The sequence below is a fragment of the Ensifer sp. ENS02 genome (assembly GCF_014851885.1).
Classification (GTDB): domain Bacteria; phylum Pseudomonadota; class Alphaproteobacteria; order Rhizobiales; family Rhizobiaceae; genus Ensifer; species Ensifer adhaerens.
This window is the reverse complement of sequence record NZ_JACVAO010000001.1, coordinates 412,839-436,605: the sequence shown is the minus strand read 5'-3', so window position 1 is coordinate 436,605 and position 23,767 is coordinate 412,839. Positions and strand designations below refer to the sequence as shown.

Genomic DNA, 23,767 nt, shown 5'->3' with positions numbered 1-23,767 from the left:
CCCGGGATCAGTTCGTGCCGAAGATGCCGGAGAAGGTTTTGAGATCCGCGTCGGAGTTCTTCACGGCCTCGGCCGCATTGACCGGCAGCACCTTGATCGTCTCGCGGGCCGGATAGCCCGCAGGCAGCGCCACGCCGTTGCGGGCCGGGATATAGCCCATCTTCACCGCCGCCTTCTGGCCTTCCTCGGACAGCAGGAAGTCGACGAACTTCTTCGCCGCCTCGACGTTCTTGGCGGTCTTCAGGATGCCGACGGGCTCGGTCACGGCAGACACGCCCTCGGCCGGGAAGACGAATTCCACCGGCGCGCCCTTGGCCTTCTCGCGGATCGCCATGAAATCGACGAGCATGCCATAGGCCTTCTCGCCGGTCGCAACCGCCTTCAAGACGCCGCCATTGCCGCCGGCAGCCGTAGCACCGTTCTCGGCGAGCGCCTTGTAATAGTCCCAGCCGAGGCCATCAATGCCGGTCAGGGTCTGAGCGTGAATGAGAGCCGCACCCGAGGTCAGCGGGCTCGGCATGGTGACGAGGCCCTTGGCCTCCGGCTTGCTGAGATCCTGCCAGCCTTCAGGCTTCATGGCGGCGGAGGTGTTATAGACGATGCCGGTCGTGATCATCTTGGTGGAGTAATAGGCGCCGTCCGCATCATAGAGTGCCGCGTCGTAGCTTGCCGCTTCCGGCGACTTGTAGTCGGCGAGATGGCCTGCTTCCTTCAGCCGCTGCATGGTCACGGTGTCGGCGATGAGCAGCACGTCGGCCACCGGATTGCCGGCCTCGATCTCTGCCATCAGCTTGGCCATGATCTTGGTCGTGCCCTCGCGTACCCATTCCACCTCGATGCCGGGATTGGCGGCCTGGAACGCGTCGACCGTCGCCTGCGCATCCTCGTTCGGCTGGCTGGTATAGAGCACCAGGCTCTCGGCATAGGCCGCGGTCGAAAGCAGGCCTGCGACAACAGCGCCGGCAAGGACGGAGACAAACGATTTCATGGATACACCCTCGTGTTGCAACTGGCGCCGAGGGATAGGGCCACCCTTTTACAGGGGTATGACAGAACCGGGGGACGCGCGATCTGTGGGTCCCGATGCAGGTCGCGCAAATGTGCGCAGCGGTTTTGCGGCGACGACGTGCATAAAAACAAGAGCTTCACGCGATGAGCTTTAGCGCGCGCCCGTCGACATCTGGCTGCGGTGGAGCACATAGGCATTGGCCAGTGTGTAGAGGAACTCGCGGTCACTGTAGTGCGCATAGTGGTCCAGCCTGTAGACGCGCGCGAAATTTCGGGCAGCGACCTCGAACTCCGGTCCGAGCGCATTGTCGACATCGCCGAAATAGAAGCCGATGGCCTTCAGGTATTTCTGAATGAGGCGAAGGTCGCCCTCCGCCGACTGGATGGTCAGCTTGTTGAATTCGTTGGTGGTGAAGATCGACAGGTCGTCATTGGTGTTGCGGTGCTCGAAGGTCATGACATAGCCGAGGTTCTCCGCAGCGATGAAGGCGTGCATCGTCTTCAGGATGACGTTGTACTCGACCGGCCGGCCGCTCAAGGGCGCCATGCCACGGTTGAAGAGCAGCATCATCGAGGCGATCCTCGACGTCATGGAAAAGGGACTGCTCGGCGAATAGCCGAGCACCTCGAAGACGCAGCCAGCGGCCTGATAGTCCTCGGCCGGATCGAGCACCCGGCGCAGATACTCGTTGTCCACACCGATAATCCGGTTGTCCTTGCCATAGTGAAGCCGGCCCTTGATGGGAGCGCCCTCTTGGGTCGCGGCCTGGCCCGCCTCGACGGCCAGCTCGCGAATGGCCATGCCGAGTCGGCCCATCAGCATTGTCGCGATTACCGCCTCGACAGCGGCCTTTTCCATGCCGTTTCGGGGAATGACCGCACTGCCGTGGCCGACATAGGCATCGAGCGCGCCGAAGCTTGCTGCGAATTCTCCCTGGAGTTGGCCATACCAGTTAGGCAAAAGCGCCTTCAGCGCAAAGCTTCGCCTCTCCAGCTTCCGCCACAGCGCCGCAAAGTCGTTAATGGTGATCTCGAAGACATACGGAATATCGAGTGCGGCATTGAATTCGTCTGCCATTGAGTACCTCCCGAAGCACTCGGCACCACCACCTGCAATAAAGGATCCCCCAGGCTACACTCACATATCGGCCGAATGCGGCATAGTCATCCAAACGGGTTAGTGCGGCGCGGCATGCGCCGGCTCCGCACAAAACAATCCACACTGGAGTTTTCAAAAAAAATTCGCGGCCATGTCACACCGGCCGTCGCTCGCTCGTCATGGTATCGAAACCAACGAAAGGAAACGGAACCATGACTGCCAAGATCGACCTTTTCGCCGCTGCCCCGCAACTGATGAAGAGCTGGACCAGTGTCTCGATGGCCGTTGCCGCGAGCCTTGACGCCACTATTATCGAACTCGTGAAAATCCGCGCCTCGCAGATCAACGGCTGCGCCAACTGCATCAACATGCACACCCAGGAAGCCCGCGAAAAGGGCGAGACGGAACAGCGCATCTACCTGCTTTCCGCCTGGCGCGAAGCGCCCTGCTATTCCGATCGCGAACGCGCCGCGCTAGGCTGGACAGAATCGCTGACGCGGCTTTCGGAAGGCCACGGCCATGAAGCGGCCTATCAGGCGCTGAAGGACCATTTCACCGAGGAGGAACAGGTGAAGCTCACGCTGATGATCAACGTCATCAACGGCTGGAACCGTCTGGCCGTCGGCTTCGGCCTCTGGGTCGATCCGGCAGCCGCCAAGGCCGCCGCCCAGGCTGCCGCCTGATGGTGGACAGCGCCCATGAGGACGCAGCGGCGGTTTTCGACCCGCTGCGTCCGAAGCTCGTCCGCGTCGCCTACCGCATGCTCGGCTCGGTCGCCGATGCGGAGGACATGGTGCAGGAGGCCTTCATCCGCTGGATGGGGGCCGACCGCACGTCCGTACGCGAGCCGGAGGCGTTCCTGCGCCGCACCGTCACGCGGCTCTGCCTCGACCAGTTGAAATCCGCGCGGCTGAAGCGCGAGACCTATGTCGGCCCCTGGCTTCCCGATCCGGTCGTCGAGGAGGAGCCGGAGGACGACGTCACCCTGCCCCTGATGCTGGCGCTCGAACGGTTGTCGCCGCTGGAGCGTGCCGCCTTCCTGCTGCACGACGTCTTCGGCCAGAGCTTCGATGAGGTAGCGGCAACGATCGAGCGCGACGCCGCCGCTTGCCGCCAGCTTGCGGCCCGGGCCCGCACCCATGTGCGCGAGGAACGCCCCCGCTTCCAGATCGAGCAGCAGCGCGGCCTGGAACTCGCCAACGCCTTCTTTGCCGCCTCCCGCCACGGCGATATGAAAACGCTCGGCTCCATGCTCGCAGCCGATGTCAGCGTACATTCCGACGGCGGCGGCAAGCGCCCGGCCGCCCTGCAGCCGATCCTCGGCTTCGACGCCGTGATGAAGGTGCACGCGCAACTGGCCGCCCTCTTTGCCAAGCACGGCTCGACGCTCGTGCGCGCCGGCTTCATCAACGGCCTGCCCGGCTTTGTCACCCGGGAGGCCGATGGCGAACTGCAGACGACTGCGCTAGAGATCGAGAACGGCAAGGTCGTGGCGATCTACGTCGTGCGCAACCCGGACAAGCTGGTGCATTTGCACTAGAACCCGGGTTGCCACGTTCCCAATGACCTACGCGGCCAGTTGGCCGGCCGGAATCCGCGCGATCACCTTGATCTCGAAATCGAAACCGGCGAGCCAGTTGACGCCGATGGCGGTCCAGTTGGGATAGGGCTTTTCGCTGAAGATCCGGTTCTTGACGGCCATGATCGTCTCGAACTGGTGTTCGGGGTCGGTGTGGAAGGTCGTCACATCGACGATGTCGTCGAAGCTGCAGCCGGCTGCCGCGAGCGTCGCTTCGAGATTGTCGAAGGCGCGTTCGACCTGGCGTTCGAAATCCGGCTCCGGGGTGCCATCCTCACGGCTCCCCACCTGCCCCGAGACGAACAGCAGGTCCTGCGACCGGATGGCCGCGGAGTAGCCGTGCGCCTCGTAGAGCGCATGACGATTTGCCGGAAAGATTGCGTTGCGTTTGGTCATCGGTCTGATCCTTCTCGTAAATTGAGGACGCGCAAACGGGCGCGCGCTGCCGTTTCAGGCAGAACTTCACAAAACCCGCTTCATTTGGTATACGGAACGTATCTGAAATAGCGAAATACGACGCGTATTTTAAAATGCATATACGCGCCGTATCTGAATTTGAGGTCAATGATGGCCAGAAGCCGCCAGGAAACGATGGAGGAAAACCGCGCGAAGCTGATTTCGGCCGGCCGAAAGGCCTTTGCCGAAAAGGGCTATGCGGCGGCCTCGATGGATGAGTTGACCGCCGATGTCGGGCTGACGCGCGGCGCGCTCTACCACAATTTCGGCGACAAGCGCGGGCTCCTGGCCGCGGTCGTAACCCAGATCGACGGCGAGATGGCCGCCCGCGCCAAGCAGATCGGCGCAGATGCGGCAGCCGGTGACCACTGGCAGGCGATGCTTGCCGAAGGGGCCGCCTATATCGAGATGGCGCTCGATCCCGAAGTCCAGCGCATCGTTCTGCTCGATGGCCCGGCCGTGCTCGGCGACCCCTCGAAATGGCCGAGCCAGAACAGTTGCCTGCAGGCGACCAAGCGCTCGGTGGAGGACCTGCTGGACAAGGGCGTGCTGAAGCCGATCGATCCGGAAGCGGCCGCGCGGCTCTTGAGCGGTGCCGCCCTCAACGCTGCCCTCTGGGTCGCCGCCAGCGACGAGCCGAAAGCGGTCTTGCCGAAGGCGATCGAGGCCTTCCGCGCCATGGCCACCGGCCTGCTGGCGGAGCGCTGATCCGCCCCGTTGGGCGGTGGTCGTCGCGGCGGCAAGGACTAACGGGCGTTCGCGCTCACCAGCTCCCAGAGGTCGATGCCTCCCGAGCGCCCCTTGACGTGCACCATCCCCATCGCGCGGAAGTCGAAGAGGTCGGCAACCGCAGACTGCACCGCCCCGCTCACCAGGATCGACGTGTTGAACTCCTTGTTCAGCCCTTCGAGCCGCGAGGCGACGTTTATCGTGTCGCCCATGGCCGTGTATTGCTGCCGCGCGATCGCGCCGAAGCTGCCGACGACCGCCGGCCCCGTATGCACGCCAAAGCGCGTGAACAGCTCCGGCCGGCCGCCTTTGCGGTTGGTCTCGTTCAGGCGATCGACCGCCGCCTTCATCGCCAGCGCGCAATGACAGCCATTCTCGATGTGCTGCGGATCGGCAACCGGCGCGTTCCAGATGACGAAGATGCTGTCGCCGAGATACTGGATCACGGTCCCGTGGTACTGCTCGGCCACCGTGTTCAGCATCTCGAAATAGGCCGAGAGAATATCGACGACTTCCTCCGGCGAATGCTGTTCGGAGATGGTGGTGAAGTCGCGCACGTCGGTGAAAAGCGCCGTCACCTCCTGCCGCCTGCCCCGGACCGCCGCTCCGCCCTCAGGATCGATGATCCGGCGCACCACCTCGCGCGGAACATAGAGCGCAAACTGGACGATAGCGCGCCGGCTGGCGGAAAGCGCGCCGCCAAGCGTATTGATCTCGGTGATCCAGGAATGCGGGGCGTCCGTGCCGGCAAAGTTCAGGTCACCGATCCGCCGCGCCTCGTCGGCGAGGTGATAGAGCTTGCGGCTGATCACGCGGGACAGCATGAGCGAGCCGACCACGCCGGCCACCAGCACGGCTGCGGCAATCATGAGGTTGCGCACCAGGAGCCGGTTTGCCTGCACCACCAGATCCTGCAGCGGCACGACGATCGCGACCGAGCTGCCCTTGAAGAGGCCGGATACGCTGACGGGTGCCATCTGGACCAGATAGCGCTCGCCGGCAAAATCGGCTTCGGCAAGACCCCCGCCCGCATAGGCGGGATCCTTGCGCAGCCCGGCGACGACGTCGAGGCTGGGATCCAGGCTGCGCATGCCGGCGCCGCCACCACCCGACCAGGCGCCGAGGATTGTGCTCATGACCGCGGGATCGGAATGGGCGACGAGGTTGTTGTCGCTGCCGATGACATAGGACCGGGCCCGCGGTGAGATCTCGCGCGCATCGAGAAGGCGGCTGATGGTCTGAAGGTGGATGTTGGTGCCGACCACGATCCCCTCCTTGCCCTTCAGCGGAACGGCGAGCGCCAGCGTCGGAACCTTCAGCGTTCCCGTGACATAGGGCCCGACGGAAACCGGACCGCCGGCTCGCAACGCCGTCTGATACCAGGGGCTCTGCCGCGGGTCGAAATTTGTGCGCTCGAACGGACGCTCCCCGATCGTCTGCGCCGCAGCGTCGAGGAACCGAAGGGTCGAGACGGTGCCCGCGTCCTTGGCATGCGCAAGCAACCGAACGGCAAAGGCGGTGCCTGCCGGTGCCGCCAGACTTTGGCGAACATAGTCCCGCCCCGTGTTGATCACCTGCAGGTAGGATCCATCAGGATAGCCGGCATAGACGCTCGTCGCGTTGGAAACGCTCCTGAGCACCTCCAGGAAGAACTGCTCCTTCGGCTGCAGGTCGCCCGGCGGCGCGACGGCCAGCTGCGGCACGGTGGACGCAAGCGCGACCGCCTCGTGGCCGCCCTCGAGCGCATTCCTGTAGCCCTCGATCAGCCTCAGGCTCATCTCGCGCATGTGCTTTTCGCCGGCAAGGATCGCCGCCTGCCGCCCCTGGCTGAACGCCATCCAGATGATCGGCGTCGCCGTTAAGATGAGCAGCGCCACGACGAGCACGCTGAGATGCACCCTGAGAGGCCTGGACCAGTTCACGCAATTCCCCCGAAACGCGACTGTATGGAGGCGACCCTAGCACCTGCCCTGGCGAGGAGGAATGCATATTCTTTCAAAGAAATAGGCCATTTCAATCTCTGATGAGAGAATGAAATGGCCCGGTACAGGTGACGGCTTTTCGAGCGTCAGTTCAGCGGAATGGCGTTGCCGTCCTTGCTGTCCTGATAGACGGAGGAGAGATCGTCGTATTTCGCCCGGATCGCCTCGGCGCGGGCCTTGAGTTCCTGGCGTTGCGGCTCGGGCAGAGCGTCGATCAGCGCGTGGATCGACTGGCCCTTCCAGAAGGCATTGGTGCGGTTGTAGCCGCCCGGCTCCAGCGTGAAGACCTCCTTCAGGATCTTCAGGTCATGCGGAATGGAGAAACTGTCGCGGGAATCCTCGTGGCTGAAGAAGTAGAAGAAATTATCGAAACCCGCCCAGGTGATCGCCGAAAGGCACATCGAGCACGGCTCATGCGTCGAGAGGAAGATGAGGTCGCGGCTGTCCGGCCGCTTCTCGCCCTCGATCTCGTAGAACCGCTTCAGCGTGTGCACTTCGCCGTGCCAGAGCGGGTTTTCCGTCTCGTTGTTGGTTTCGACAAGCACGGTCGAAAGATCGGATTTGCGCATCAGCGCCGCGCCGAAGATCTTGTTGCCGGCGGCAACGCCGGCTTCCGTTGCCGGAATGATGCCCTTCTCCATCGTGTGAAGCAGCGCATCGAGCAGCGCGTAATTGTCGGTCTCACGTGTCATTCCCAATGTCCTTTTGTTGGGTTTTTTCAATCAACGCCAGGAAAAACAGGAAGCGGTTTCCTGCCCGGAATGGCGGGTTTCACAAGCAACTCCAGAAAAAGTGCGAGCGGTTTTTCGTCTGGGATTGCGTGTCTCAAAGCAACTCCAGAAAAAGTGCGAAGCGGTTTTTCGTCCGGAGTTGCGTGTCTCAAAACAATCCCAGGAAAAGTGCGATGCGGTTTTCCGTCCGGGATTGCGTAATTCAAAGCAACCCCAGGGAAAGCAGTCTGGAATTGCATCATTTCAGGGAGCTTGCCGGTTCAGTGCGCCTCCGCCGCAATCAGCGGCACCTCGGTGCCCTTGGCATCGTAGAGCTTGCCGTTGAGGAAGTAGTCGCCGTCGTGCAGCCTTGCGATGTCCTGGTAGCGGATCGTGCGTTCGGTTGCAGCCACGAAGACCGACTGCTGGTCGGAATTGCCTGCGGTGAAGTGATTGAACAGGAGGTTGAGCAGGATCGCCATGACGGCCGCCGACGAGATGCCCGAATGGAAGATCGTGGCGACCCAGGCCGGGAAATGCTCGTAGAAGCCGGGTGCCGCAATCGGGATCATGCCGAAGCCGATCGAGGTCGCGACGATCACCAGGTTCATGTTGTTATTGTACTCGACCTTGGACAGCGTGCGGATGCCGCTTGCCGCAACCGTGCCGAAGAGCACGATGCCGGCGCCACCAAGCACCGAGGTCGGCACCGAGGCGACGACGCGACCCATGATCGGCAAGAGGCCGAGCGTTACCAGGAACAAGCCGCCCGTTGCCACCACGTAACGGCTCTTCACGCCCGTCACCGCCACAAGGCCGACATTCTGGGCAAAGGCGCTCTGGGTGAAGGAGCCGACGACCGGCGCGAGAATGCTCGACAGCATGTCGGCACGAAGGCCGTCACCAAGCCGGCGCGAATCCACCTTGGTTTCGACGATCTCACCGACGGCGAGAATGTCGGCCGAGGTCTCGACCAGCGTCACCATGATGACGATCAGCATCGAGATAACAGCCGCAAGTTCGAAGGTCGGATAGCCGAAATGGAAGATCCTCGGCAATGCGAAGACCGGGCCGTTTGCAACTTGCGAGAAATCGGTCATGCCGGCGACATAGGCAATGCCGGTACCGATAACGATCGACAGCAGGATCGAAAGCCTGGAGATCGAAGCGTTGCCGAGTTTGCTCAAGAGCAGCACGATGATGAGCGTGACCGCCGCAAGCTGGATATTGGCGGTACTGCCGAAGTCCGGCGCCGCCTTGTTGCCGCCCATCGCCCAGAATGCCGCAACCGGCATCAGCGTCAGGCCGATGGTGGTAATGACGATGCCGGTGACGAGCGGCGGGAAGAAGCGGGTGATGCGCGAAAACACCGGCGTGATCAGAAGGCCGATCAATGAAGCCGCGATGACCGCGCCAAGGATCGCCGGAATGCCGCCATTGCCGGAAATGGCGATCATCGTGGCGACACCCGAGAACGAGACGCCCTGCACCAGCGGCAGGCGGCTGCCGAAGAACGGCACGCCGATCGTCTGCAGGATGGTGGCGAGGCCACCGGCGAAAAGCGAGGCGGTGACGAGCAGGCCGACATCGCTGGAATTCAAGCCCGCCGCCTGGCCGAGGATCAGCGGAACGGCGACGATGCCGCCATACATGGTCAAGACGTGCTGCAGGCCATAGGCGAGGTTCGCGCCGATGCTCAGCCGTTCGTCTTCCGGATTTTGCGCCGGATTCTGGGTATGCGTAGTGTCCTCTGAAATGCTTGCCAAGGGTATCTCCTCCATACCTTCGCGATATGTCCCGTCTCCAGCGGGACAACCAAAAGGGTACTGAAGGTAGGCAAATCTCGCTTTCCTAAAAAAGGCGAAACACCTTTCGGGTTTTGGGCGGGAATGGTTGGGGCGGGAATATCTGCCGCAATCGGCCTTTTTTAAGCGGTTTCCGACGCTTTCAACCGCAAAATCCGATCGCCAGGGGCAATCTGCTCCACCGATAGGCCATTCAAAGGAGAGCAGAGATCATCGCATTGCGCAATGGTCGCGGCGCTCTCGTACCGCTTTCCCCGCCGATCGAAGGGGCACAATGAAGCCGAGGCGGCCGCCGGCGTTCACCGCCCGTGTCACCGTTGCCTTCACTGCGAAAGTTCCAGCCCAGCACCAGTTGGACGCGACGGCCCCTAGAGGCTGCAGCCCGGATGCTTGTAGAGATCGGCCTGCGACAGATCCGGCGGGCATGGCGTGCTCTTGCCGCTCCCTTGGCCGCAAGCCGAGGGCTTGATCTGCGAGATCGCCGAGTAGTGTCCCTGGGAAACATGCACCCGGACGCAGGTCTTGGTGCCGGCATTCCACCAGGTATTGTTGCCGCCGACGTCGACATAGCCCCTGGACTGCATCTCGCTCTCGGCGCCAGGCGCGCGTGCGCCGACGAGATCGGCGATATCGGCCGGCGATTTGGCAAGGGTTGCTGTCGGAAGGGACATCAATGCTGCTGCTGCGATTGCGACTGTGAAACGCATCGGACGAATTCCTTCTGAGCAAGAAGAGGCTGTTCGCATGCTAGCGCGACTGTATTAGCAGAGGAGAAAATGGATGGCGAGAACAATCACGCAACCTGCGAATGCGCGGCGACAACCACCGGCCGTCGCCGCTCGACGGCAGGCAAAGGCCGCCGCTCAGCCTGATATCGGAGGCAACGCGGGCGCATCAAGCCCGCGGAACGGATCGCGCCAGGCGTCGACCGCCTCGAGCTGCCCGGCCCAGCGCGCAAGTGCCGGATAGTCCGCGAGCGGCAGCCTTGCCACATCATTGTAGGGCAGGAATGTCGCCATGCGAAAATCGGCGTAGGAGACCGCCTCGCCGACCAGCCAGGCGTGAGCGGAGAGTTCGGCATCGAGCAGCCGGGCCGCCTTGTGGAACGCCTTCATCCCCTCCTCCACCATGGCCTCGTCACAAGTGCCGATGCCGTAGCGCAGCTTGGTGCCGCGCTCCCAATGCACCATGTCACAGGCCTTCACGAAGTTCTCCTTGCCCCAGCTGATCCAGCGGATCATCTCCGGCTCGTCGTCATCCCTTCGCCAGAGGTTGGAGCCGACCTGGCGAGAGAGAAAGCAGGCGATCGCATCCGCCTCCCACAGCGCCCGGCCGGGACGCTCCAGGATCGGCAAAAGCAGGTTGGGATTGAGCGGCCGATAGCGGTCCGCCTGCCCCGGCGCCAGCGGCTCGGCATATTCGAACGCGACCTCTGCCTTCAGAAATCGGGCCGTGGCGACCGCCAGGCGCGGATTGGGGTTGCGGCTGAAATAGAGCTTCATGCGGCTTGGTCCTCCGTGTGCACATCCTGAAGACGCACGAATGCTGCGTTTGCCGACAGAGACCGAGACAAAATCGACCGCGACTCTAGCCGGTGCCGGGCGTGTGACGTCCGCGCCAGAGCAAGACCGACAGCACCGCATGAACTGCGATCGCAGGCCACAGAAGGACGCCGGTGGAGCCGTCCGTCAGTCCGAACCAGGCCAGATAGAGCGTGACGGCCGCACTGTAGATCAGCATGCCGATGAGGCTTGAGTTCTTCCAGCAGGCAACGCCGAGTGCGATCAGGGCAATTCCCGCCACCCGGGCCGTCGGGATCGCCGGCCCGGTGAGTAGCTCGCCAAGCAGCACCTGCCCCACGAGCGAAGGCGCCACCTCCAGTGCGAGCCCTGTTGCCATCTCCCCGAAGGCGGCGAGATCAAGCACGCGTATCATCGGAACGCACCTCTGCCAGTCGTTTGTGTCCGGGCCTTGCGATGCAAGGTCGCCAGAGCGTCCCATGTGCGTTCACGTGAACGCACGGCGCTCTAGGGCGTTGCGTTTGGCTTCAATTCGAAAGTCAGTTTGTCGATCTTGCCCGTAAAGCGGAAGGGCGTGTCGTAGCGGTGTTCCAGAAGGGCGACGCCGGTGCGCGTGTCGAGACCGACGTCGAAGGTCTCATCCTCGGGGAAAGTGACCGGGATGCCATGATCGATGCTGTTCCTGGCGACCTCCTTGCCGTCCACCGACAGAACGCCGGTGCCCCCGGCGCCAAGTCCCTTTCCATCCGACTTGAAGTCGAAGACGATCCTGTGTTTGCCGGGTTCGAGTTCCGGTCCTTCCCACAGGGTGCGCTTGAGGTCGAGGAGATTGTAGAGGAACACGACCTTCCCACTGCCGACACCGAAGTCGCCCTGGCTGAGGAAGAGGCCGTAACCGCCAAAGCGGCCACCCTCGGTGACGATCATGCCTTGCGCACCGCCGTCGGGTATCTCGACATCGGCCGTAATCGTATAGGACTTGTTCAAGGTGCTCGGCGCAGCGCTGGCCGGCACACCACTCAGTTCGCCGCGGTAGGTGAATTCCGTACGGCCGGCCGTCAGGTTCGGCCGCGGGGCGTTCCAGCGTGCGAGCGTCGAATTGTCGAGCGGCAGCACGTTGTACTTCTTCGCCTCGGCATAGAAGAGGTCCTGCAATTCCTTGAGTTTGTCAGGCATTTTGGCAGCAAGATCGGTGAATTGCGTCGGGTCTTCATCGACGTTGTAAAGTTCCCAGTTGTAGCCGGTGATCACGTCGGGCGGCGTCTTGGTGCTGAGTTCCCACGGCAGCGTCGCTGGCGTCGTCGCGGCGACCCAGCCGTCGTGGTAGATGGCGCGGTTTCCCAGCATCTCGAAGTACTGCGTCTGGTGTTGCGTCGGGGCAGCGGCATTTGCCTTGTCCCATGTGTAGGCCATGCTGACGCCTTCGATCGGCTCCTGTTTGATGCCGTTGATCGTCTCCGGTTGCGGGATGCCTGTCGCTTCCAGGATCGTCGGCACGATGTCGATGAAGTGGTGGAACTGCGCGCGGATACCGCCAGCGTCGTTGATATGGCCGGGCCACGACATGACCATGCCCTGCGCCGTCCCGCCGAAGTGCGATGGCACCTGCTTGACCCACTTGAACGGTGTCCCCATCGCCCAGGCCCAGCCGGCTGCGAAATGCGGGAATGTCCGCTCCGCACCCCAGAACGGATACCAGAGAAACTGGTCCTTCACCGGAACGTCGACGCCGTTGAATGTGGTGAACTCATTCGGCGTGCCGTTGAGCATGCCCTCGGCGCTCGCGCCGTTGTCGCCGCCGATGTAGATGATCAGGGTGTTGTCGAGCTCGCCGATATCTTCCACCGCCTGGATGACGCGCCCGATCTCGTTGTCGGCATAGGCAAGGTAGGCGGCGTACACATCGGCCTGCCTGATGAACAGTTTCTTCGCCTCCAAACTGAGGGAATCCCATTGCGGCAACCCCTCCGGCCACGGCGTGAGCTTCGCGTTCTCAGGCATGATGCCGAGCCGCTGCTGATTGGCGAAGATCGTCTCGCGCACCTTGTTCCAGCCCTCGTCGAAGAGGTGCATGTCGCTGATCTTCTTGATCCATTCGGGCGTCGGGTGGTGTGGTGCATGGGTGGCACCGGGCACGTAGTAGACGAGCCAGGGCTTGCCCGGGGCGATCTCGCTCAACTGCCTGATGTGCTGGATCGCCTCGTCGGCCATGGCCGTTTCCAGGTACCACTTGGGATTGCCTTCAAACGGATAGATGGCCGTGGTGTTGCGGAACAGGTTCGGCTGCCACTGGCTCGCATCGCCGCCGACGAAGCCATAGAAATAATCGAAGCCCATGCCCGTCGGCCACTGGTTGAAGGGGCCCGCCTGGCTCGATTGATAGGACGGCGTGTTGTGGTTCTTGCCGAACCACGCGGTGGCGTAGCCATTTTCCTTGAGGATCGTGCCAACAGTGCCTTTCTCGATCGGGATGATCGAATCGTAGCCCGGATATCCGGTCGCGATCTCCCCGACGACCCCGTAGCCAACCGAATGGTGATTGCGCCCGGTGATCAGCGCCGCACGAGACGGCGAGCAGAGCGATGTCGAGTGGAAGTTCGTGAAGCGCAACCCCTCCTTGGCGATGCGGTCCATGGCCGGTGTCGGAATGACGCCGCCAAAGGTGCTGGGCGCACCGAAGCCCTGATCGTCCGTCATGATCAGCAGCACATTGGGCGCGCCTTTCGGCGGCACGACCCGCGGAGCCCACCAGGGCGTCGATTCCGAGGCCTTTTCCTTGATTACACCGCCAAAAGCCGGACTTGGTGACGGAAGCTGCTTACCCGTAATTGTTGTCGTCGCTCCCGGGGCGCCGAGCGTCCCTGAAACCTGCTGTGCCCATGCGGACGTAAAACCAAGCGCGAAGAAGGCTGCACCCGCAAGCATGCTCTGGCCAATGGTCATGGCGAACACCCCTATTGCAGATCGTTGAATCTCCACCGATTTAGGCTAGTCTAATATACGCAAACCAGACCCGAGACGCGAGAAGTTTACGACCGGTGTTCTCCATCCGATCCGTCGCAGACGGTCTGCCCGATGGCTTCCCCGGAACACTTCACCAGTTATCCGGCTCCGAACATCGCATCTGTGAATTCGTTTCCCATATCCTGCGAAGCGTGCCCCGCTACCGGTGATCCGCTCGCTGACCTATTTTTCCAAACAACGGCGATGCACCGCATCACCTGCCCCATCGATCAGCAAAGGACAGGACACATGACACTCAAGGATATTCTGCCCGGCAAGCTCGGTTTCGGCGCAGCCCCGCTCGGCAACATGTTCCGCGAAATCCCCGAAAAGGAAGCGCTTGCCACCGTCGAGGCCGCCTGGAACGACGGCATCCGCTATTTCGACAACGCCCCGTTTTACGGCGCCGGCCTTGCCGAGATCCGCATGGGCGAAGCGCTCGGCGGTCGCCCGCGTGACGAATACGTCATCAGCACCAAGGTCGGCCGGGTCATCCTCGACGAGATAGAGGACGTCAGCGCCCGCGACCTTGGGGAAAAGGGCGACGTCTTCCGCTATGGCCGCCCCAACAAGATCGTCAACGACTACTCCCATGACGCCACCCTGCGGTCGATCGAGGACAGCCTCAAGCGCCTGAAGACCGACCGGATCGAGATCGCCTTCGTTCACGACGTTGCCCAGGATTTCTACGGCGACGAATGGCTCGACGTTTTCGAGACGGCGCGCAAGGGCGCCTTCAGGGCGCTCGACCGGCTGCGCGACGAAGGCGTGATCAAGGCCTGGGGGCTCGGCGTCAACCGGGTGGAGCCGATCGAACTGCTGCTCGCGCTCGAGGGTCCGCGTCCCGATGGCTTCCTGCTTGCCGGCCGCTATACCCTGCTTGACCATGACCGCGCACTCCAGCGCGTCATGCCCGAGGTCACCAAGCGCGGCCTCGGCATTGTCGTCGGCGGCCCCTATAGCTCCGGCGCGCTCGTCGGTGGCCCGAACTTCGAGTATGCCCCGGCCACGCCGGCAATTCTCGACAAGGTCGCGCGTATCAAGGCGATCGCCGACCGTCACGGCATCTCGATGAAGGCGGCCGGCCTGCAGTTCTCGCTCGCCAACCCCGCGGTTGCCGCCGTCATCCCCGGCGCCAGCCAGCCGAGCCGCATCGCCGAAGACCGCGCCGCCCTGAACGAGGCCGTGCCGACCGACTTCTGGCGGGACTTGAGGGCAGCCGGTCTCGTCAACCCGGAGGCGCCGCTACCGATTGCCGGCTAAGCAATTCCAGGAAAAGTGCGCAGCGGTTTTCCGTCCGGAATTGCGTCGTTTGGCCAAGCAATCCCAGGAAAAGTGTGAAACGGTTTTCCGCTAGGACTTGCGACATTTGGCCAAGCAATTCCAGGACAAGTGCGCAGCGGTTTTCCGTCCGGAATTGCGAGAAACCGTCCTATCCTCGCCCGTCTTCCAGCGGGCGGGGCAGCCGGTGGCACCCCGCCGCGCAGCCGATCAGAACGGATTGACGTAGTTGGTGATCGCGATCTGGCGCAAAAGCACCCGGCGGATCACATGCGCCACCTTCACCCGGTCGGTGAAGATGGCCGCGTCCCCCGTGGCGCCGGCCGGCAGCCGTGCGGCGAAAGCCTGGTCGTCGAGTTTCACCCGCACGATGAAGGGCGCGGCGGAGACTGCCTCCGGGGTCACCGCCGTGCCGGACACCCGGGCTTGCCCGGAGGCGATCGCCTGCAGCACGCCCTCGACCTCACCGGTATAGGTCTCGCCGGGCGCAAACTTGAAGGTCGCCTCCACCATCTGGCCGGGCTCTATATAGCGCGCATCGATCTGGTTGATCTCGACCCCGATGATCGTCTCGGAGGTGTCGATAAAGGCCATGGCCGGCGACAGCGGCAGCGTCGTCACGCGCGCGCCCTTGCGCAGCGCAAGGTTGGTCACGTAGCCATCGGCCGGCGCCCGCACCGTCGTCTTGCCGAGTTCCCACTCGGCATTGCTGATCTGGGCTCTCAGATTGTCGACGTCCGCCTGGCGTTGCTGCACGTCGAATTCGGTTGCCGCATCGCGCGACTGCAGCTTCGTCATCTGCGCAAGCCGCAGCTCCTGCAGCGAAAGCTGCGCCTGCAGCGCGTCCACCTTCGCCTGGTAGGGCACGGGGTCGATGCGGAAGAGCACGTCGCCGGCTTTCAGCGGGCTGTTGGAGGCGACCGGCACCTCCGTGACCTCGCCGGCGACATCGGGCACGATCGCCACCGAATTGCGCACCACCAGCGCCTTGCCCTGCGGCGCGCCCCAGTTCATCGGGATGAACAGACCGACGAGAAGCAGCAGGAACACGATCGCCGGCGAAATCTTCCAGAACAGGTTGAAAGGCACGATCCTGAATTTCACCAGGCAGAAGAGAATCGCCAGATAGACATTGAAGAGAAAGACGATCATGGCTGGCCCGCCTCGCTCGGATGAACCTCGCCTGCAGGGGTCGCCGCCGGATGCGCGCCGCTCGGGCGCGGCACGTCGACATAGGCCCAGATGAGCGCGATCGGCCACAGCGCGAAGCCGAGAAACAGCGTCACCCAGCCCGCCACATTGACCGCCTCGCTCCAGGGATGATTGCGCCTTTTCGCGATCGACCCCGGCAGCATGGCGAGAAAGATCAGCACGGCGACCGTGCTCACCACGAGCACGATCAGCACGATCCAGGCGAAGAGATCGATAAAACTCATGAAGTTGCGCTCCCCTTCACGACGGGGACGCTAGACCCAAAGCCGGGCACTGCGGAAGTACGTAACGGTTACCGCGCCATACGGCTGCCCCTTTAGAGGGCGCAGCATGAACCTTGGCCCGTGAACGGCAGCCCGCCTCAGCCGAGTTCGCCGTGATCCAGCGGATAGACCGGCCGCCGCACCCGCTGGAATTTGCGCGCGCCGATATTGGCACTGCTGAGGCCCGTGCCGTCGATCTCGACGATCTCGGACGCGATCGGACCGAAGGCGGCGCGGAAGTGCTGCTGCGATTTGACGACGACGATCTGATAGTCGGACGGCTCGATGCCGACGGCGCGGAAGAGGTTGCGATCGAGCATCTGCTGACGTTCGCTGCAGATGAGGATGTCGATGCCTTCGACATGAAAGCGCACGCTCGGCCCCATCGTCGCCGGCAGCCCTTGAAACATCGGCCCCTCGAAGACGATCCTGCCGTCCGAAATCGCCTCCACCCTGCCCTTGATCGTGATCGGCCCGCCGCCGACTTCAGGGTCGATCTTGCAGCCGAGCGTAACCTCGCGTGTCGCACCGATGCCGGCAGCGATCAACTCGGCCACGACTTCCGGATCGCAGAGCGCGCCGAAAGCCGCGTTTCGGACGCCGGTATCGAGCAGCCTGGCGAGCACGCAGGTGGAATCGCTATAGGCACCGCAGCCGGGATTGTCGGAGAAGTCGGCAATGACCAGCGGCGTCCCGGCCCCATCTTTCGCAAGATGCGCCGCGACGATGCCGGGCAGCGCGTCGAGCGGCAGCTGCACATCCTGGTGCTCGCGCCGGTCCCAGATCCCGCGGCAGAGACGCTCGGCCTCGGCTTCCGCGTCTTCGGCCGCCACCCGGTTGCGGTCGTAGCAGATAACCGCCGATGGGCCGGTATTGAAGATATCGGCATCGTAGAAGCCGGCATTGATCGAGGTCGCCAGCATGCCGTCGCGCGCCGCGATCCCGTCGGCAATTTCGAGCAGCTCGGTCATGGCGCAGGCATGGGTCGTGCGCCCGTCGTTGCAGCCGTTCAGCATCGGCGGCTGGCGGATGGCGAGCGCCGGCCGGATTTCGCCGCGTATGGCGCGCTCGAGCAATGCGCCCGCCTTGTGAGCGCATTCGGCCATGTCCACATGCGGATAGGTGCGGAACGAGACGGCAATATCGAGCAGGCCGGCCATTTCGGGCGCCGAATTGGCGTGCAGGTCGAACGTCGCGGCGATGGGAAGTTCCGACCCGACGATGCCACGCACCACCTCCAGAAGCTGGATCTGCGCATCGTCAGCCGTTTCCGTGCACATAGCCCCATGGAAGACGATAAACACGCCGTCGAGCCTTTCGCCGTCGAGCGCGCTTTGGAGATCCGCGACGAAGCGCTGCCGCATCGCCTCCTCGATCCTGCCGCCGGGTTCGGCCCGCGCCGCCACGGTATAGACCGGCTGCCAGCCGTACGTGTCGCAACAATCGATGAAGCCGCCGATCTCCGAATTGGTGCCGCGGCAATGGGTTTCGATCTCGGCGCCAACGAAATAGTGGCAGGCCTCGAAGTCCCTGAACCCGGTCTTGAGCTTCGAAAACGTGTTGGTTTCCTGGTTGAATTCGAGAACGGCGACCCGGAAGCTCATCCTATGCACTTTCATTTTGCTGACTGGAAAAATCGAGAAGACGGGCGCCGGGGAAAACGCGAAACCCCGACGCCGCGCCTGTTCTCCTGCCGCGCGATGCGTTGAACGCAGGGCGCGACAGGCGAATTCTGGATGGTTGGAGTTGAACCTTGGATCCGCGGCGGCCCCTCTCGGCACCTTAGAAGAGACGCCCTCGCGCATCTTCCGAGGAGTTGCCCCTCACCCTAACCTTCTCCCCGCAGGCGGGGAGAAGGTGGCCGGCGGGCCGGATGAGGGATAGAGCCACAAACCTCAGCGGAAATACTCGCTCGTGGTCTTCGGCTTTGCCATGATGTCGAAATCGAAATACTGCTTGCGGATCTTGTCGTAGGTGCCGTTTTCCATGATCGTCTTCAGGCCGGCATTGAGCTTGGAGAGCAGCGCCTCGTCGCCCTTGCGTACCGCCATGGCGTTGCCCTCGGCCGTGTCGAGCACGAAGCTCTCGCCGACAAAGGCGCAGCAGCCGCTTTCTTCCTTGGCCAGCCACTCCGTAAAGGCCATCTGCCCTTCGAGGATCAGGTCCAGCCGGCCGTTTTCCATGTCGAGAAACACTTCGCTCATCGTCGGATAGAGCTTCACTTCGCTATCGGGAAAAAACTCCTGCAGCGCCTCGACCGCGACTGAGCCGGACTGCGTGCCGATCACCTTGCCCTTCAGCGCCTCGGGCGAGATGTCCTTGAGGCCGAGATCCTTGCGGGCGACGAAGCGCATGGCGTTGAAATAGTAAGGGGTTGTGAAGTCGACCTGCGTCTTGCGATCCGGATTGATCGCCATCGAGGCGATCATCACGTCGAACTTCTTGGCCTGCAGGGCCGGGATGATGCCCGCCCACTCATTGGTGCTCCAGACACAGTCTACCTTGATTTCGGCGCAGACCGCCTGGCCGATATCGTAGTCGAAGCCTTTGATTTCGCCGGCTGCGGTCACATAGTTGAATGGCGCGTAATCGCCCTCGGTGCCGATCGCCAGCGTCTCGGCATTGGCGGTGCCGGCCGCAAACAGCGCGGCGATGACCGATGCGGTCATGAACTTCTTTTTCATCTCGTTCCCTCTGTCCTTCCTGTCGGCCACCCACGAAGTTCCGGTCGCAAGCGTGACCATTGGCCTGACCAAAGGAGCAACTTGCTTGAAACTATCTGGATTTTCGGCCGATTTCAGTTTTCGTTTTGCTTTATTATGCTTCGACAATGCGGGAGGTCTCCAGCCTTCGCAATGTGAAAGAAATCATTCCAGCTATCGAAAAAATTCATGTAGGCTGCAACCGATCCAGACCCGGAGCAACGGATGCGTGACCTGCCGAGCCTCAAATCCTTGCGCGCCTTCGAGGCGGCCGCGCGCAACGGCAGCCTGACGGCCGCCGCCGACGAGCTCTGCATCGGCCAGGGCGCGATCAGCCACCAGATCCGGAATCTGGAACTCAATCTCGGCCTTCGGGTCTTCGTCAGAAAACAGCACGGTGTCGAACTGACGCCGGAGGGCGGGCTGCTTTACGCCTCCTGCCAGCGCGCCTTCGACGATCTCGAAGGCGTGGTCCAGCACATCCGCCCACGCACGAGCGACAAGATCCTGCGCGTCCGGGTCGGCCCGTTCTTTTCGATGAAAGTGATCGCGCCGCGCATCTCCGAGTTTCTCGCCGCCAATCCCGGCGTGCAGATCCACCTCTCCCACCTCGAAACGATCACCGCCGGCACCGGCCCGGCCGACGTCACGATCGCCTATTGCCTGCAGCCGCCACCCGGACGCTTCACCCGCAAGCTCTTGCGCGAGCGCCTGGTGCCCGTCTGCGGCCGCGACCTCTGGCAGGGCGACAGGCAGGCACTGCTTTCCGGCAACCGGCTGCACTATCGCGGCCTTCAGGAGTGGCAAAGCTGGATCGCCTCCTCCGGCCTCGCCCTTCCGCGCAGCCGCCAGGACCTGATCTTCGACGACCAGCACATCATTCTCGAAGCGGTGAGAGAAGGCCAGGGCGTGGCGTTGATCGACCGCACCATGGTCGAACACGAACTCAAATCCGGCCAGATCCGCCTCGCCCACGACCATTTCTACGAGCCGCCCGAAACCTACCAGTTCGTCTGCCAGGAAGACCTCCTGCGCACCAAGCCGGTAACAAAGGCCTTTCTCAACTGGCTGATCGCCGAGATCGAGGAGCGCGAGCGGCAGAGCGCAGAGGCAGTGCAGACATCTGGCACAAGCTAGCCGTCGGCGGCCGGCGAGCGTACCTCCTCCCCACCCAACACAAGAACCGGCCGCCGCACGCCCGTCGCGCACGGCGGTCGCACCCTTAGACGGCGGCTCCTTGCACAGCCCCGGCGAGCGGATCGAGCATGGCCGTTACATCATCGGGGAGGATGATGGACGCCGCCGCGACGTTCTCCTCAAGGCGGCTGCGCCTGCGTGTTCCGGGGATTGGCACCACCTTCGCATTCAACTTGCGGCCCTGCGTGTGCAGCCAGGCTAGTGCCAGCTGGGCCGAGGTAATGCCGAGGCCACGTGCGGCTTCCTCTACCTTTGCCACCACCTGCATGTTCGCCTGGTGGTGCTGCGATGCAAAGCGCGGGAAATTCCTGCGTGCATCTCCCTCCGTCAGGGATTGGGCAAAGGCCTGGCCGGTCAGCATGCCACGTCCGAGCGGAGAGTAAGGCACGAGCGTCACGCCGAGTTCGAATGCAGCGGGAACGACATCTTCCTCGATCTCACGCGTGAGAACAGACCATTCCGACTGCAGCGCTGCAATCGGATGGATGGCATGCGCGGCCCGCAGCTCCGCTGCGGTCACCGCCGAGAGGCCGAGCCAACGGACCTTTCCGGCCGCGACCAGATCGGCCATCGCGCCAATGGATTCTTCGAGTGGTACGGCATCGGTGCGGCGATGCATGTAATAGAGGTCGATGACATCGACACCCAGGCGCTTCAGCGAGCGGTCAGCGGCAGCACGAATGAACTCGGGCCGGTTGTCTATGCTCCAGTCCTCTGGGCTTTGCGGCGTGCGCGCATAGCCGAACTTGGTGGCGATCAGGACCGCTTCACGATGCGTCCTGACGAAGGACGCAAGAAAGGCCTCGTTGGCGCCGATACCGTACATGTCCGCCGTGTCGAACAGGGTGACGCCGAGTTCGAGCGCCCGTTCCAGAGTGGCGCGAGATTCGGCCTCGTCCGTCGTGCCGTAGAACTCGCTCATGCCCATGCAGCCGAGGCCCTGGGCCCCGATCAGCGGGCCATCCGAGCCGAGTTGGACGCGGTGTAGAATCTTTTCCTTGCTTGTCATCATGGGTCTCCAATTCCAGACAAGCAGCTCTTATAAGTATTGACCATACTCCATGGTCAAGGGTTTGCTGCATGCTGATTTCGGAATTTGCGAAGGCCACGGAACTGCCGGTCGATACGATCCGCTTCTACATTTCCAAGGGGCTGCTGAAGCCGGAGCGCAGCGCCAAGGGCGGCTCTAATCCCTATCAGCTGTTCAGCCAGGAAGACGTTACCGCCGCGCGGATGATCCGGCTGCAACAGACGCTGGGTTACTCGCTGCGGGAGATTCAGGCCCTCAATGACGCGTATCGCGCCGGCGAAAGTTCGCCCGCACGAACGGTGGAGATCCTGCAAGCGCAGATCGCGCGACTAGAAGAGCGGAAGGCCGCGCTGGACGCGGCTCTCTCGTTCCTGCGCGGCAAGGTGGACTGGATCAAGGCAGGCAAGCCGGACACGGTGCCGCAACTGGAGGACTACCGGTGCTGACGGTCCGAAGCTCGTCCAGCCCCTGCTCCCGCGAGATGACAGGAACATAGCCCAGCGCCCGCTTTGCCTTGCCGATATCAAGCGAGATCTCGACGGCCGACGTCGCATAGGCCTGTGATGTCAGCGGAACGCTGATCCTCCCCCTGGAGAGGGCAGCGAGCACATCGCCGCCCCAGGCAACGGCTCTGACGACGGCGCGGGGAACGGATTTTTCCGGCGGGACGATCCGTTGCGTTTCCAGAAGCTGCGAGACGAACGTCCTGAACGGAACGGCATCGCCATCGGTGATGAAATAGACCTCCCCGCCCCGCCCGTTTGCAAGCGCAAGCGCCACGGCCTGGCACAGGTTGGCGATATGCGTGGTCGAGGTCAGATAGGTGCCTCCCGCGATCCAGGCGAGCTTGCCGGAGCGGGCAGCCTCGACCAGTGCCGGCAACGCCGTGGTATCGTCACGCCCCCAGACGAAGCGCGGCCGAAGGGCAACGACCGGGAAAGCCGGACTGCTGGCCGCAAGGGCTACACGCTCGGCCGCCGCCTTACTGCGCGAATAGCTGCCGGCCGGGCGGCGCGGAAACGGCGCCGTCTCGTCCACCTGCACCAGCGGGTGCCCATCGGCAAGCACGGATTCGGTGCTGATATGGATCGCTTTGCGGATACCGGCGGCGCGGGCCGCCTCCATGACGATCCGCGTGCCATCCTCGTTCACCCGGCGCTGCTGCGGCGTGCCTGGTCCATGATCGGTATCGGCCGCCGCATGGACAAGCGCGTCGCAGCCCGCCATTCCCGCGGCGATGTCTGGACTGAGCAGGTCGCCCATAAAGGCCGTCGCACCGAGTTGGCGGACGCGGTCGGCCGCCTTCTGGCTGCGCGCCAGAGCGACACCAGAAGCGCCCGTCGTGACGAAATGGCGGATGAGGTTGCGGCCGAGATAGCCGCTGCCACCGGTGATGAAGATGCGCCGGAACGGGGCGCGTTCGCCCGTGGCCACGGCGGATGTGGCATCGCATGCTTGGTTCATTTCGCTGCACCTATGAGGTTTGGACGCTTAGCGCTCGTCCGGAAGATCGGCTGCCTGCGGGGTTGCAGTCACGAGCCAGTTGATTTCGCGCAGCACCTCGTCGCGGTCTGCACGCGCAAAATGGTGAAAGTCGAGATATTCGAGGAACTTGAGACCCTCGAGCGCGAGATAGGCAAGCAACGCCCCGCGCGGCGACTGGGAGTTCTGGAGAATTCTCGCGATCGTCGCATCCTGGCTTGCCTGCATCTTCCGGCGCAAACCGGCATCGAGCGTAAGCGCCGCGCTGAGGTTCAGTGCCACCGCCCGGAATTCCTCGGGCGGCGGTTCGGCCGCAGCAACGATGCGCCCCCTGACCGCTCGATCCTGAATGTCTCCGATCTTCTGCTCGACCTGCGCATGGTGTGCGTTGTCGCGCTCAAACGCCCGGTCGACGACGGCCTCGATCAGCGCCTGCTTGGACTTATAGTCATAAAGCACACTCGCCTTGCTGACGCCGGCTTCCCTGGCGACGGCATCGACAGTCAGGTTGGCAGCGCCATCACGACCGACGACCCGTTCGGCGGCATCCAGCACCTGCTGTTGATCAATTGCGCGTTTCCGGCCCATGGCTCCATCCGATTTATTTCCGACCGGATGGTTATAAATAATTTATCGGCGCCTTTGTCAAGCGCGTCGGATCCCTCAGAAAGCTGGATCGCCTCCTCCGGCCCCACCCCATGCGCGCAGC

At 63.0% G+C, this 23,767-nt stretch carries 23 protein-coding genes; 6 read left to right on the top strand and 17 right to left on the bottom strand.

The window, feature by feature from the left end; all coding sequences use genetic code 11:
* Positions 1–7 precede the first annotated feature (7 nt).
* On the bottom strand, positions 8–988 hold the full coding sequence (locus tag IB262_RS02195) for an ABC transporter substrate-binding protein (RefSeq protein WP_034793273.1): 981 nt from the start codon (positions 986–988) through the stop codon (positions 8–10).
* A 171-nt stretch (positions 989–1,159) separates the two neighbouring features.
* Positions 1,160–2,086 (bottom strand): peptidoglycan-binding domain-containing protein, encoded by a 927-nt coding sequence (locus IB262_RS02190; protein ID WP_034793270.1) that lies wholly within the window; start codon positions 2,084–2,086, stop codon positions 1,160–1,162.
* A gap of 233 nt (positions 2,087–2,319) precedes the next feature.
* Between IB262_RS02190 and IB262_RS02185 the strand changes: the two genes are divergently transcribed.
* Entirely contained in the window at positions 2,320–2,790 is a 471-nt protein-coding gene (locus tag IB262_RS02185; protein ID WP_034793267.1) for a carboxymuconolactone decarboxylase family protein, read from the top strand.
* Positions 2,790–3,647 (top strand): sigma-70 family RNA polymerase sigma factor, encoded by an 858-nt coding sequence (locus IB262_RS02180; RefSeq protein WP_060603541.1) that lies wholly within the window; start codon positions 2,790–2,792, stop codon positions 3,645–3,647. The genes IB262_RS02185 and IB262_RS02180 overlap by 1 nt, the downstream gene beginning before the upstream one ends.
* 27 nt (positions 3,648–3,674) lie before the next feature.
* Here the strand turns inward: IB262_RS02180 and IB262_RS02175 are convergent, their stop codons facing one another.
* Entirely contained in the window at positions 3,675–4,082 is a 408-nt protein-coding gene (locus IB262_RS02175; RefSeq protein ID WP_034793253.1) for a RidA family protein, read from the bottom strand.
* A gap of 171 nt (positions 4,083–4,253) precedes the next feature.
* Here IB262_RS02175 and IB262_RS02170 point away from each other — a divergent pair, with 171 nt between their 5' ends.
* Complete coding sequence (locus tag IB262_RS02170) at positions 4,254–4,850, top strand: TetR/AcrR family transcriptional regulator (protein WP_192357120.1); 597 nt, start codon at positions 4,254–4,256, stop codon at positions 4,848–4,850.
* 38 nt (positions 4,851–4,888) lie between these two features.
* Here IB262_RS02170 and IB262_RS02165 read toward each other — a convergent pair whose 3' ends face one another.
* The 7 genes from IB262_RS02165 to IB262_RS02135 all read right to left on the bottom strand — a co-directional run bounded on the left by IB262_RS02165 (position 4,889) and on the right by IB262_RS02135 (position 13,831).
* Positions 4,889–6,793 (bottom strand): adenylate/guanylate cyclase domain-containing protein, encoded by a 1,905-nt coding sequence (locus IB262_RS02165; RefSeq protein ID WP_112977162.1) that lies wholly within the window; start codon positions 6,791–6,793, stop codon positions 4,889–4,891.
* Between the two features lie 146 nt (positions 6,794–6,939).
* Positions 6,940–7,545, bottom strand: a complete 606-nt coding sequence (locus IB262_RS02160; protein ID WP_034793244.1) for a nucleoside deaminase — start codon at positions 7,543–7,545, stop codon at positions 6,940–6,942.
* Between the two features lie 299 nt (positions 7,546–7,844).
* Positions 7,845–9,329 carry a nucleobase:cation symporter-2 family protein gene (locus IB262_RS02155; RefSeq protein WP_060516100.1) on the bottom strand — a complete coding sequence of 495 codons (1,485 nt, stop codon included), beginning with the start codon at positions 9,327–9,329 and terminating at the stop codon, positions 7,845–7,847.
* A 407-nt stretch (positions 9,330–9,736) separates the two neighbouring features.
* Complete coding sequence (locus IB262_RS02150; RefSeq protein ID WP_060516099.1) at positions 9,737–10,075, bottom strand: hypothetical protein; 339 nt, start codon at positions 10,073–10,075, stop codon at positions 9,737–9,739.
* 156 nt (positions 10,076–10,231) lie between these two features.
* Positions 10,232–10,870: a glutathione S-transferase family protein gene (locus tag IB262_RS02145; protein WP_112977164.1), complete on the bottom strand. Its 639-nt coding sequence runs from the start codon at positions 10,868–10,870 to the stop codon at positions 10,232–10,234.
* Positions 10,871–10,955: 85 nt separating this feature from the next.
* Entirely contained in the window at positions 10,956–11,303 is a 348-nt protein-coding gene (locus tag IB262_RS02140) for a hypothetical protein (protein WP_112977165.1), read from the bottom strand.
* A gap of 92 nt (positions 11,304–11,395) precedes the next feature.
* Entirely contained in the window at positions 11,396–13,831 is a 2,436-nt protein-coding gene (locus IB262_RS02135; RefSeq protein WP_192493373.1) for an arylsulfatase, read from the bottom strand.
* 309 nt (positions 13,832–14,140) lie between these two features.
* On the opposite strand from IB262_RS02135, the gene IB262_RS02130 reads away from it, so the two are divergent.
* Positions 14,141–15,154 carry an aldo/keto reductase gene (locus IB262_RS02130; protein WP_112977175.1) on the top strand — a complete coding sequence of 338 codons (1,014 nt, stop codon included), beginning with the start codon at positions 14,141–14,143 and terminating at the stop codon, positions 15,152–15,154.
* A gap of 228 nt (positions 15,155–15,382) precedes the next feature.
* Here IB262_RS02130 and IB262_RS02125 read toward each other — a convergent pair whose 3' ends face one another.
* The 4 genes from IB262_RS02125 to IB262_RS02110 all read right to left on the bottom strand — a co-directional run bounded on the left by IB262_RS02125 (position 15,383) and on the right by IB262_RS02110 (position 19,331).
* A complete protein-coding gene (locus IB262_RS02125; protein WP_089043567.1) occupies positions 15,383–16,324 on the bottom strand; it encodes an efflux RND transporter periplasmic adaptor subunit in 942 nt (313 codons plus the stop codon).
* Complete coding sequence (locus tag IB262_RS02120; protein WP_112977167.1) at positions 16,321–16,608, bottom strand: DUF3302 domain-containing protein; 288 nt, start codon at positions 16,606–16,608, stop codon at positions 16,321–16,323. Before IB262_RS02120 ends, IB262_RS02125 begins: the two co-directional genes overlap by 4 nt.
* Positions 16,609–16,745: 137 nt before the next feature.
* Positions 16,746–18,251: a M81 family metallopeptidase gene (locus IB262_RS02115; RefSeq protein ID WP_112977168.1), complete on the bottom strand. Its 1,506-nt coding sequence runs from the start codon at positions 18,249–18,251 to the stop codon at positions 16,746–16,748.
* A 291-nt stretch (positions 18,252–18,542) separates the two neighbouring features.
* Positions 18,543–19,331: a transporter substrate-binding domain-containing protein gene (locus IB262_RS02110; protein WP_034793219.1), complete on the bottom strand. Its 789-nt coding sequence runs from the start codon at positions 19,329–19,331 to the stop codon at positions 18,543–18,545.
* A 243-nt stretch (positions 19,332–19,574) separates the two neighbouring features.
* Here IB262_RS02110 and IB262_RS02105 point away from each other — a divergent pair, with 243 nt between their 5' ends.
* Complete coding sequence (locus IB262_RS02105; RefSeq protein ID WP_051659269.1) at positions 19,575–20,486, top strand: LysR substrate-binding domain-containing protein; 912 nt, start codon at positions 19,575–19,577, stop codon at positions 20,484–20,486.
* An 85-nt stretch (positions 20,487–20,571) separates the two neighbouring features.
* Here IB262_RS02105 and IB262_RS02100 read toward each other — a convergent pair whose 3' ends face one another.
* Complete coding sequence (locus IB262_RS02100; RefSeq protein WP_112975920.1) at positions 20,572–21,555, bottom strand: aldo/keto reductase; 984 nt, start codon at positions 21,553–21,555, stop codon at positions 20,572–20,574.
* Between the two features lie 71 nt (positions 21,556–21,626).
* Here IB262_RS02100 and IB262_RS02095 point away from each other — a divergent pair, with 71 nt between their 5' ends.
* Positions 21,627–22,022 (top strand): MerR family transcriptional regulator, encoded by a 396-nt coding sequence (locus tag IB262_RS02095; protein WP_112975883.1) that lies wholly within the window; start codon positions 21,627–21,629, stop codon positions 22,020–22,022.
* On the opposite strand, the gene IB262_RS02090 is transcribed toward IB262_RS02095, so the two are convergent.
* Complete coding sequence (locus tag IB262_RS02090; RefSeq protein WP_192493372.1) at positions 21,970–23,040, bottom strand: NAD-dependent epimerase/dehydratase family protein; 1,071 nt, start codon at positions 23,038–23,040, stop codon at positions 21,970–21,972. The two genes, IB262_RS02095 and IB262_RS02090, sit on opposite strands and share 53 nt — an antisense overlap.
* Before the next feature lie 27 nt (positions 23,041–23,067).
* A complete protein-coding gene (locus IB262_RS02085) occupies positions 23,068–23,646 on the bottom strand; it encodes a TetR/AcrR family transcriptional regulator (RefSeq protein ID WP_060583254.1) in 579 nt (192 codons plus the stop codon).
* Positions 23,647–23,767: the final 121 nt, after the last annotated feature.

Excerpts from the sequence above, each read along its gene's own strand:
- IB262_RS02110 (WP_034793219.1), bottom strand. The coding sequence starts at position 19,331 with ATGAAAAAGAAGTTCATGACCGCATCGGTCATCGCCGCGCTGTTTGCG.
- IB262_RS02095 (WP_112975883.1), top strand. The coding sequence starts at position 21,627 with ATGCTGATTTCGGAATTTGCGAAGGCCACGGAACTGCCGGTCGATACG.
- IB262_RS02120 (WP_112977167.1), bottom strand. The coding sequence starts at position 16,608 with ATGAGTTTTATCGATCTCTTCGCCTGGATCGTGCTGATCGTGCTCGTG.
- IB262_RS02115 (WP_112977168.1), bottom strand. The coding sequence starts at position 18,251 with ATGAGCTTCCGGGTCGCCGTTCTCGAATTCAACCAGGAAACCAACACG.
- IB262_RS02135 (WP_192493373.1), bottom strand. The coding sequence starts at position 13,831 with ATGACCATTGGCCAGAGCATGCTTGCGGGTGCAGCCTTCTTCGCGCTT.
- IB262_RS02175 (WP_034793253.1), bottom strand. The coding sequence starts at position 4,082 with ATGACCAAACGCAACGCAATCTTTCCGGCAAATCGTCATGCGCTCTAC.
- IB262_RS02085 (WP_060583254.1), bottom strand. The coding sequence starts at position 23,646 with ATGGGCCGGAAACGCGCAATTGATCAACAGCAGGTGCTGGATGCCGCC.
- IB262_RS02140 (WP_112977165.1), bottom strand. The coding sequence starts at position 11,303 with ATGATACGCGTGCTTGATCTCGCCGCCTTCGGGGAGATGGCAACAGGG.
- IB262_RS02150 (WP_060516099.1), bottom strand. The coding sequence starts at position 10,075 with ATGCGTTTCACAGTCGCAATCGCAGCAGCAGCATTGATGTCCCTTCCG.
- IB262_RS02170 (WP_192357120.1), top strand. The coding sequence starts at position 4,254 with ATGGCCAGAAGCCGCCAGGAAACGATGGAGGAAAACCGCGCGAAGCTG.
- IB262_RS02160 (WP_034793244.1), bottom strand. The coding sequence starts at position 7,545 with ATGACACGTGAGACCGACAATTACGCGCTGCTCGATGCGCTGCTTCAC.
- IB262_RS02130 (WP_112977175.1), top strand. The coding sequence starts at position 14,141 with ATGACACTCAAGGATATTCTGCCCGGCAAGCTCGGTTTCGGCGCAGCC.
- IB262_RS02185 (WP_034793267.1), top strand. The coding sequence starts at position 2,320 with ATGACTGCCAAGATCGACCTTTTCGCCGCTGCCCCGCAACTGATGAAG.
- IB262_RS02090 (WP_192493372.1), bottom strand. The coding sequence starts at position 23,040 with ATGAACCAAGCATGCGATGCCACATCCGCCGTGGCCACGGGCGAACGC.
- IB262_RS02145 (WP_112977164.1), bottom strand. The coding sequence starts at position 10,870 with ATGAAGCTCTATTTCAGCCGCAACCCCAATCCGCGCCTGGCGGTCGCC.
- IB262_RS02180 (WP_060603541.1), top strand. The coding sequence starts at position 2,790 with ATGGTGGACAGCGCCCATGAGGACGCAGCGGCGGTTTTCGACCCGCTG.
- IB262_RS02190 (WP_034793270.1), bottom strand. The coding sequence starts at position 2,086 with ATGGCAGACGAATTCAATGCCGCACTCGATATTCCGTATGTCTTCGAG.
- IB262_RS02100 (WP_112975920.1), bottom strand. The coding sequence starts at position 21,555 with ATGACAAGCAAGGAAAAGATTCTACACCGCGTCCAACTCGGCTCGGAT.
- IB262_RS02125 (WP_089043567.1), bottom strand. The coding sequence starts at position 16,324 with ATGATCGTCTTTCTCTTCAATGTCTATCTGGCGATTCTCTTCTGCCTG.
- IB262_RS02195 (WP_034793273.1), bottom strand. The coding sequence starts at position 988 with ATGAAATCGTTTGTCTCCGTCCTTGCCGGCGCTGTTGTCGCAGGCCTG.
- IB262_RS02105 (WP_051659269.1), top strand. The coding sequence starts at position 19,575 with ATGCGTGACCTGCCGAGCCTCAAATCCTTGCGCGCCTTCGAGGCGGCC.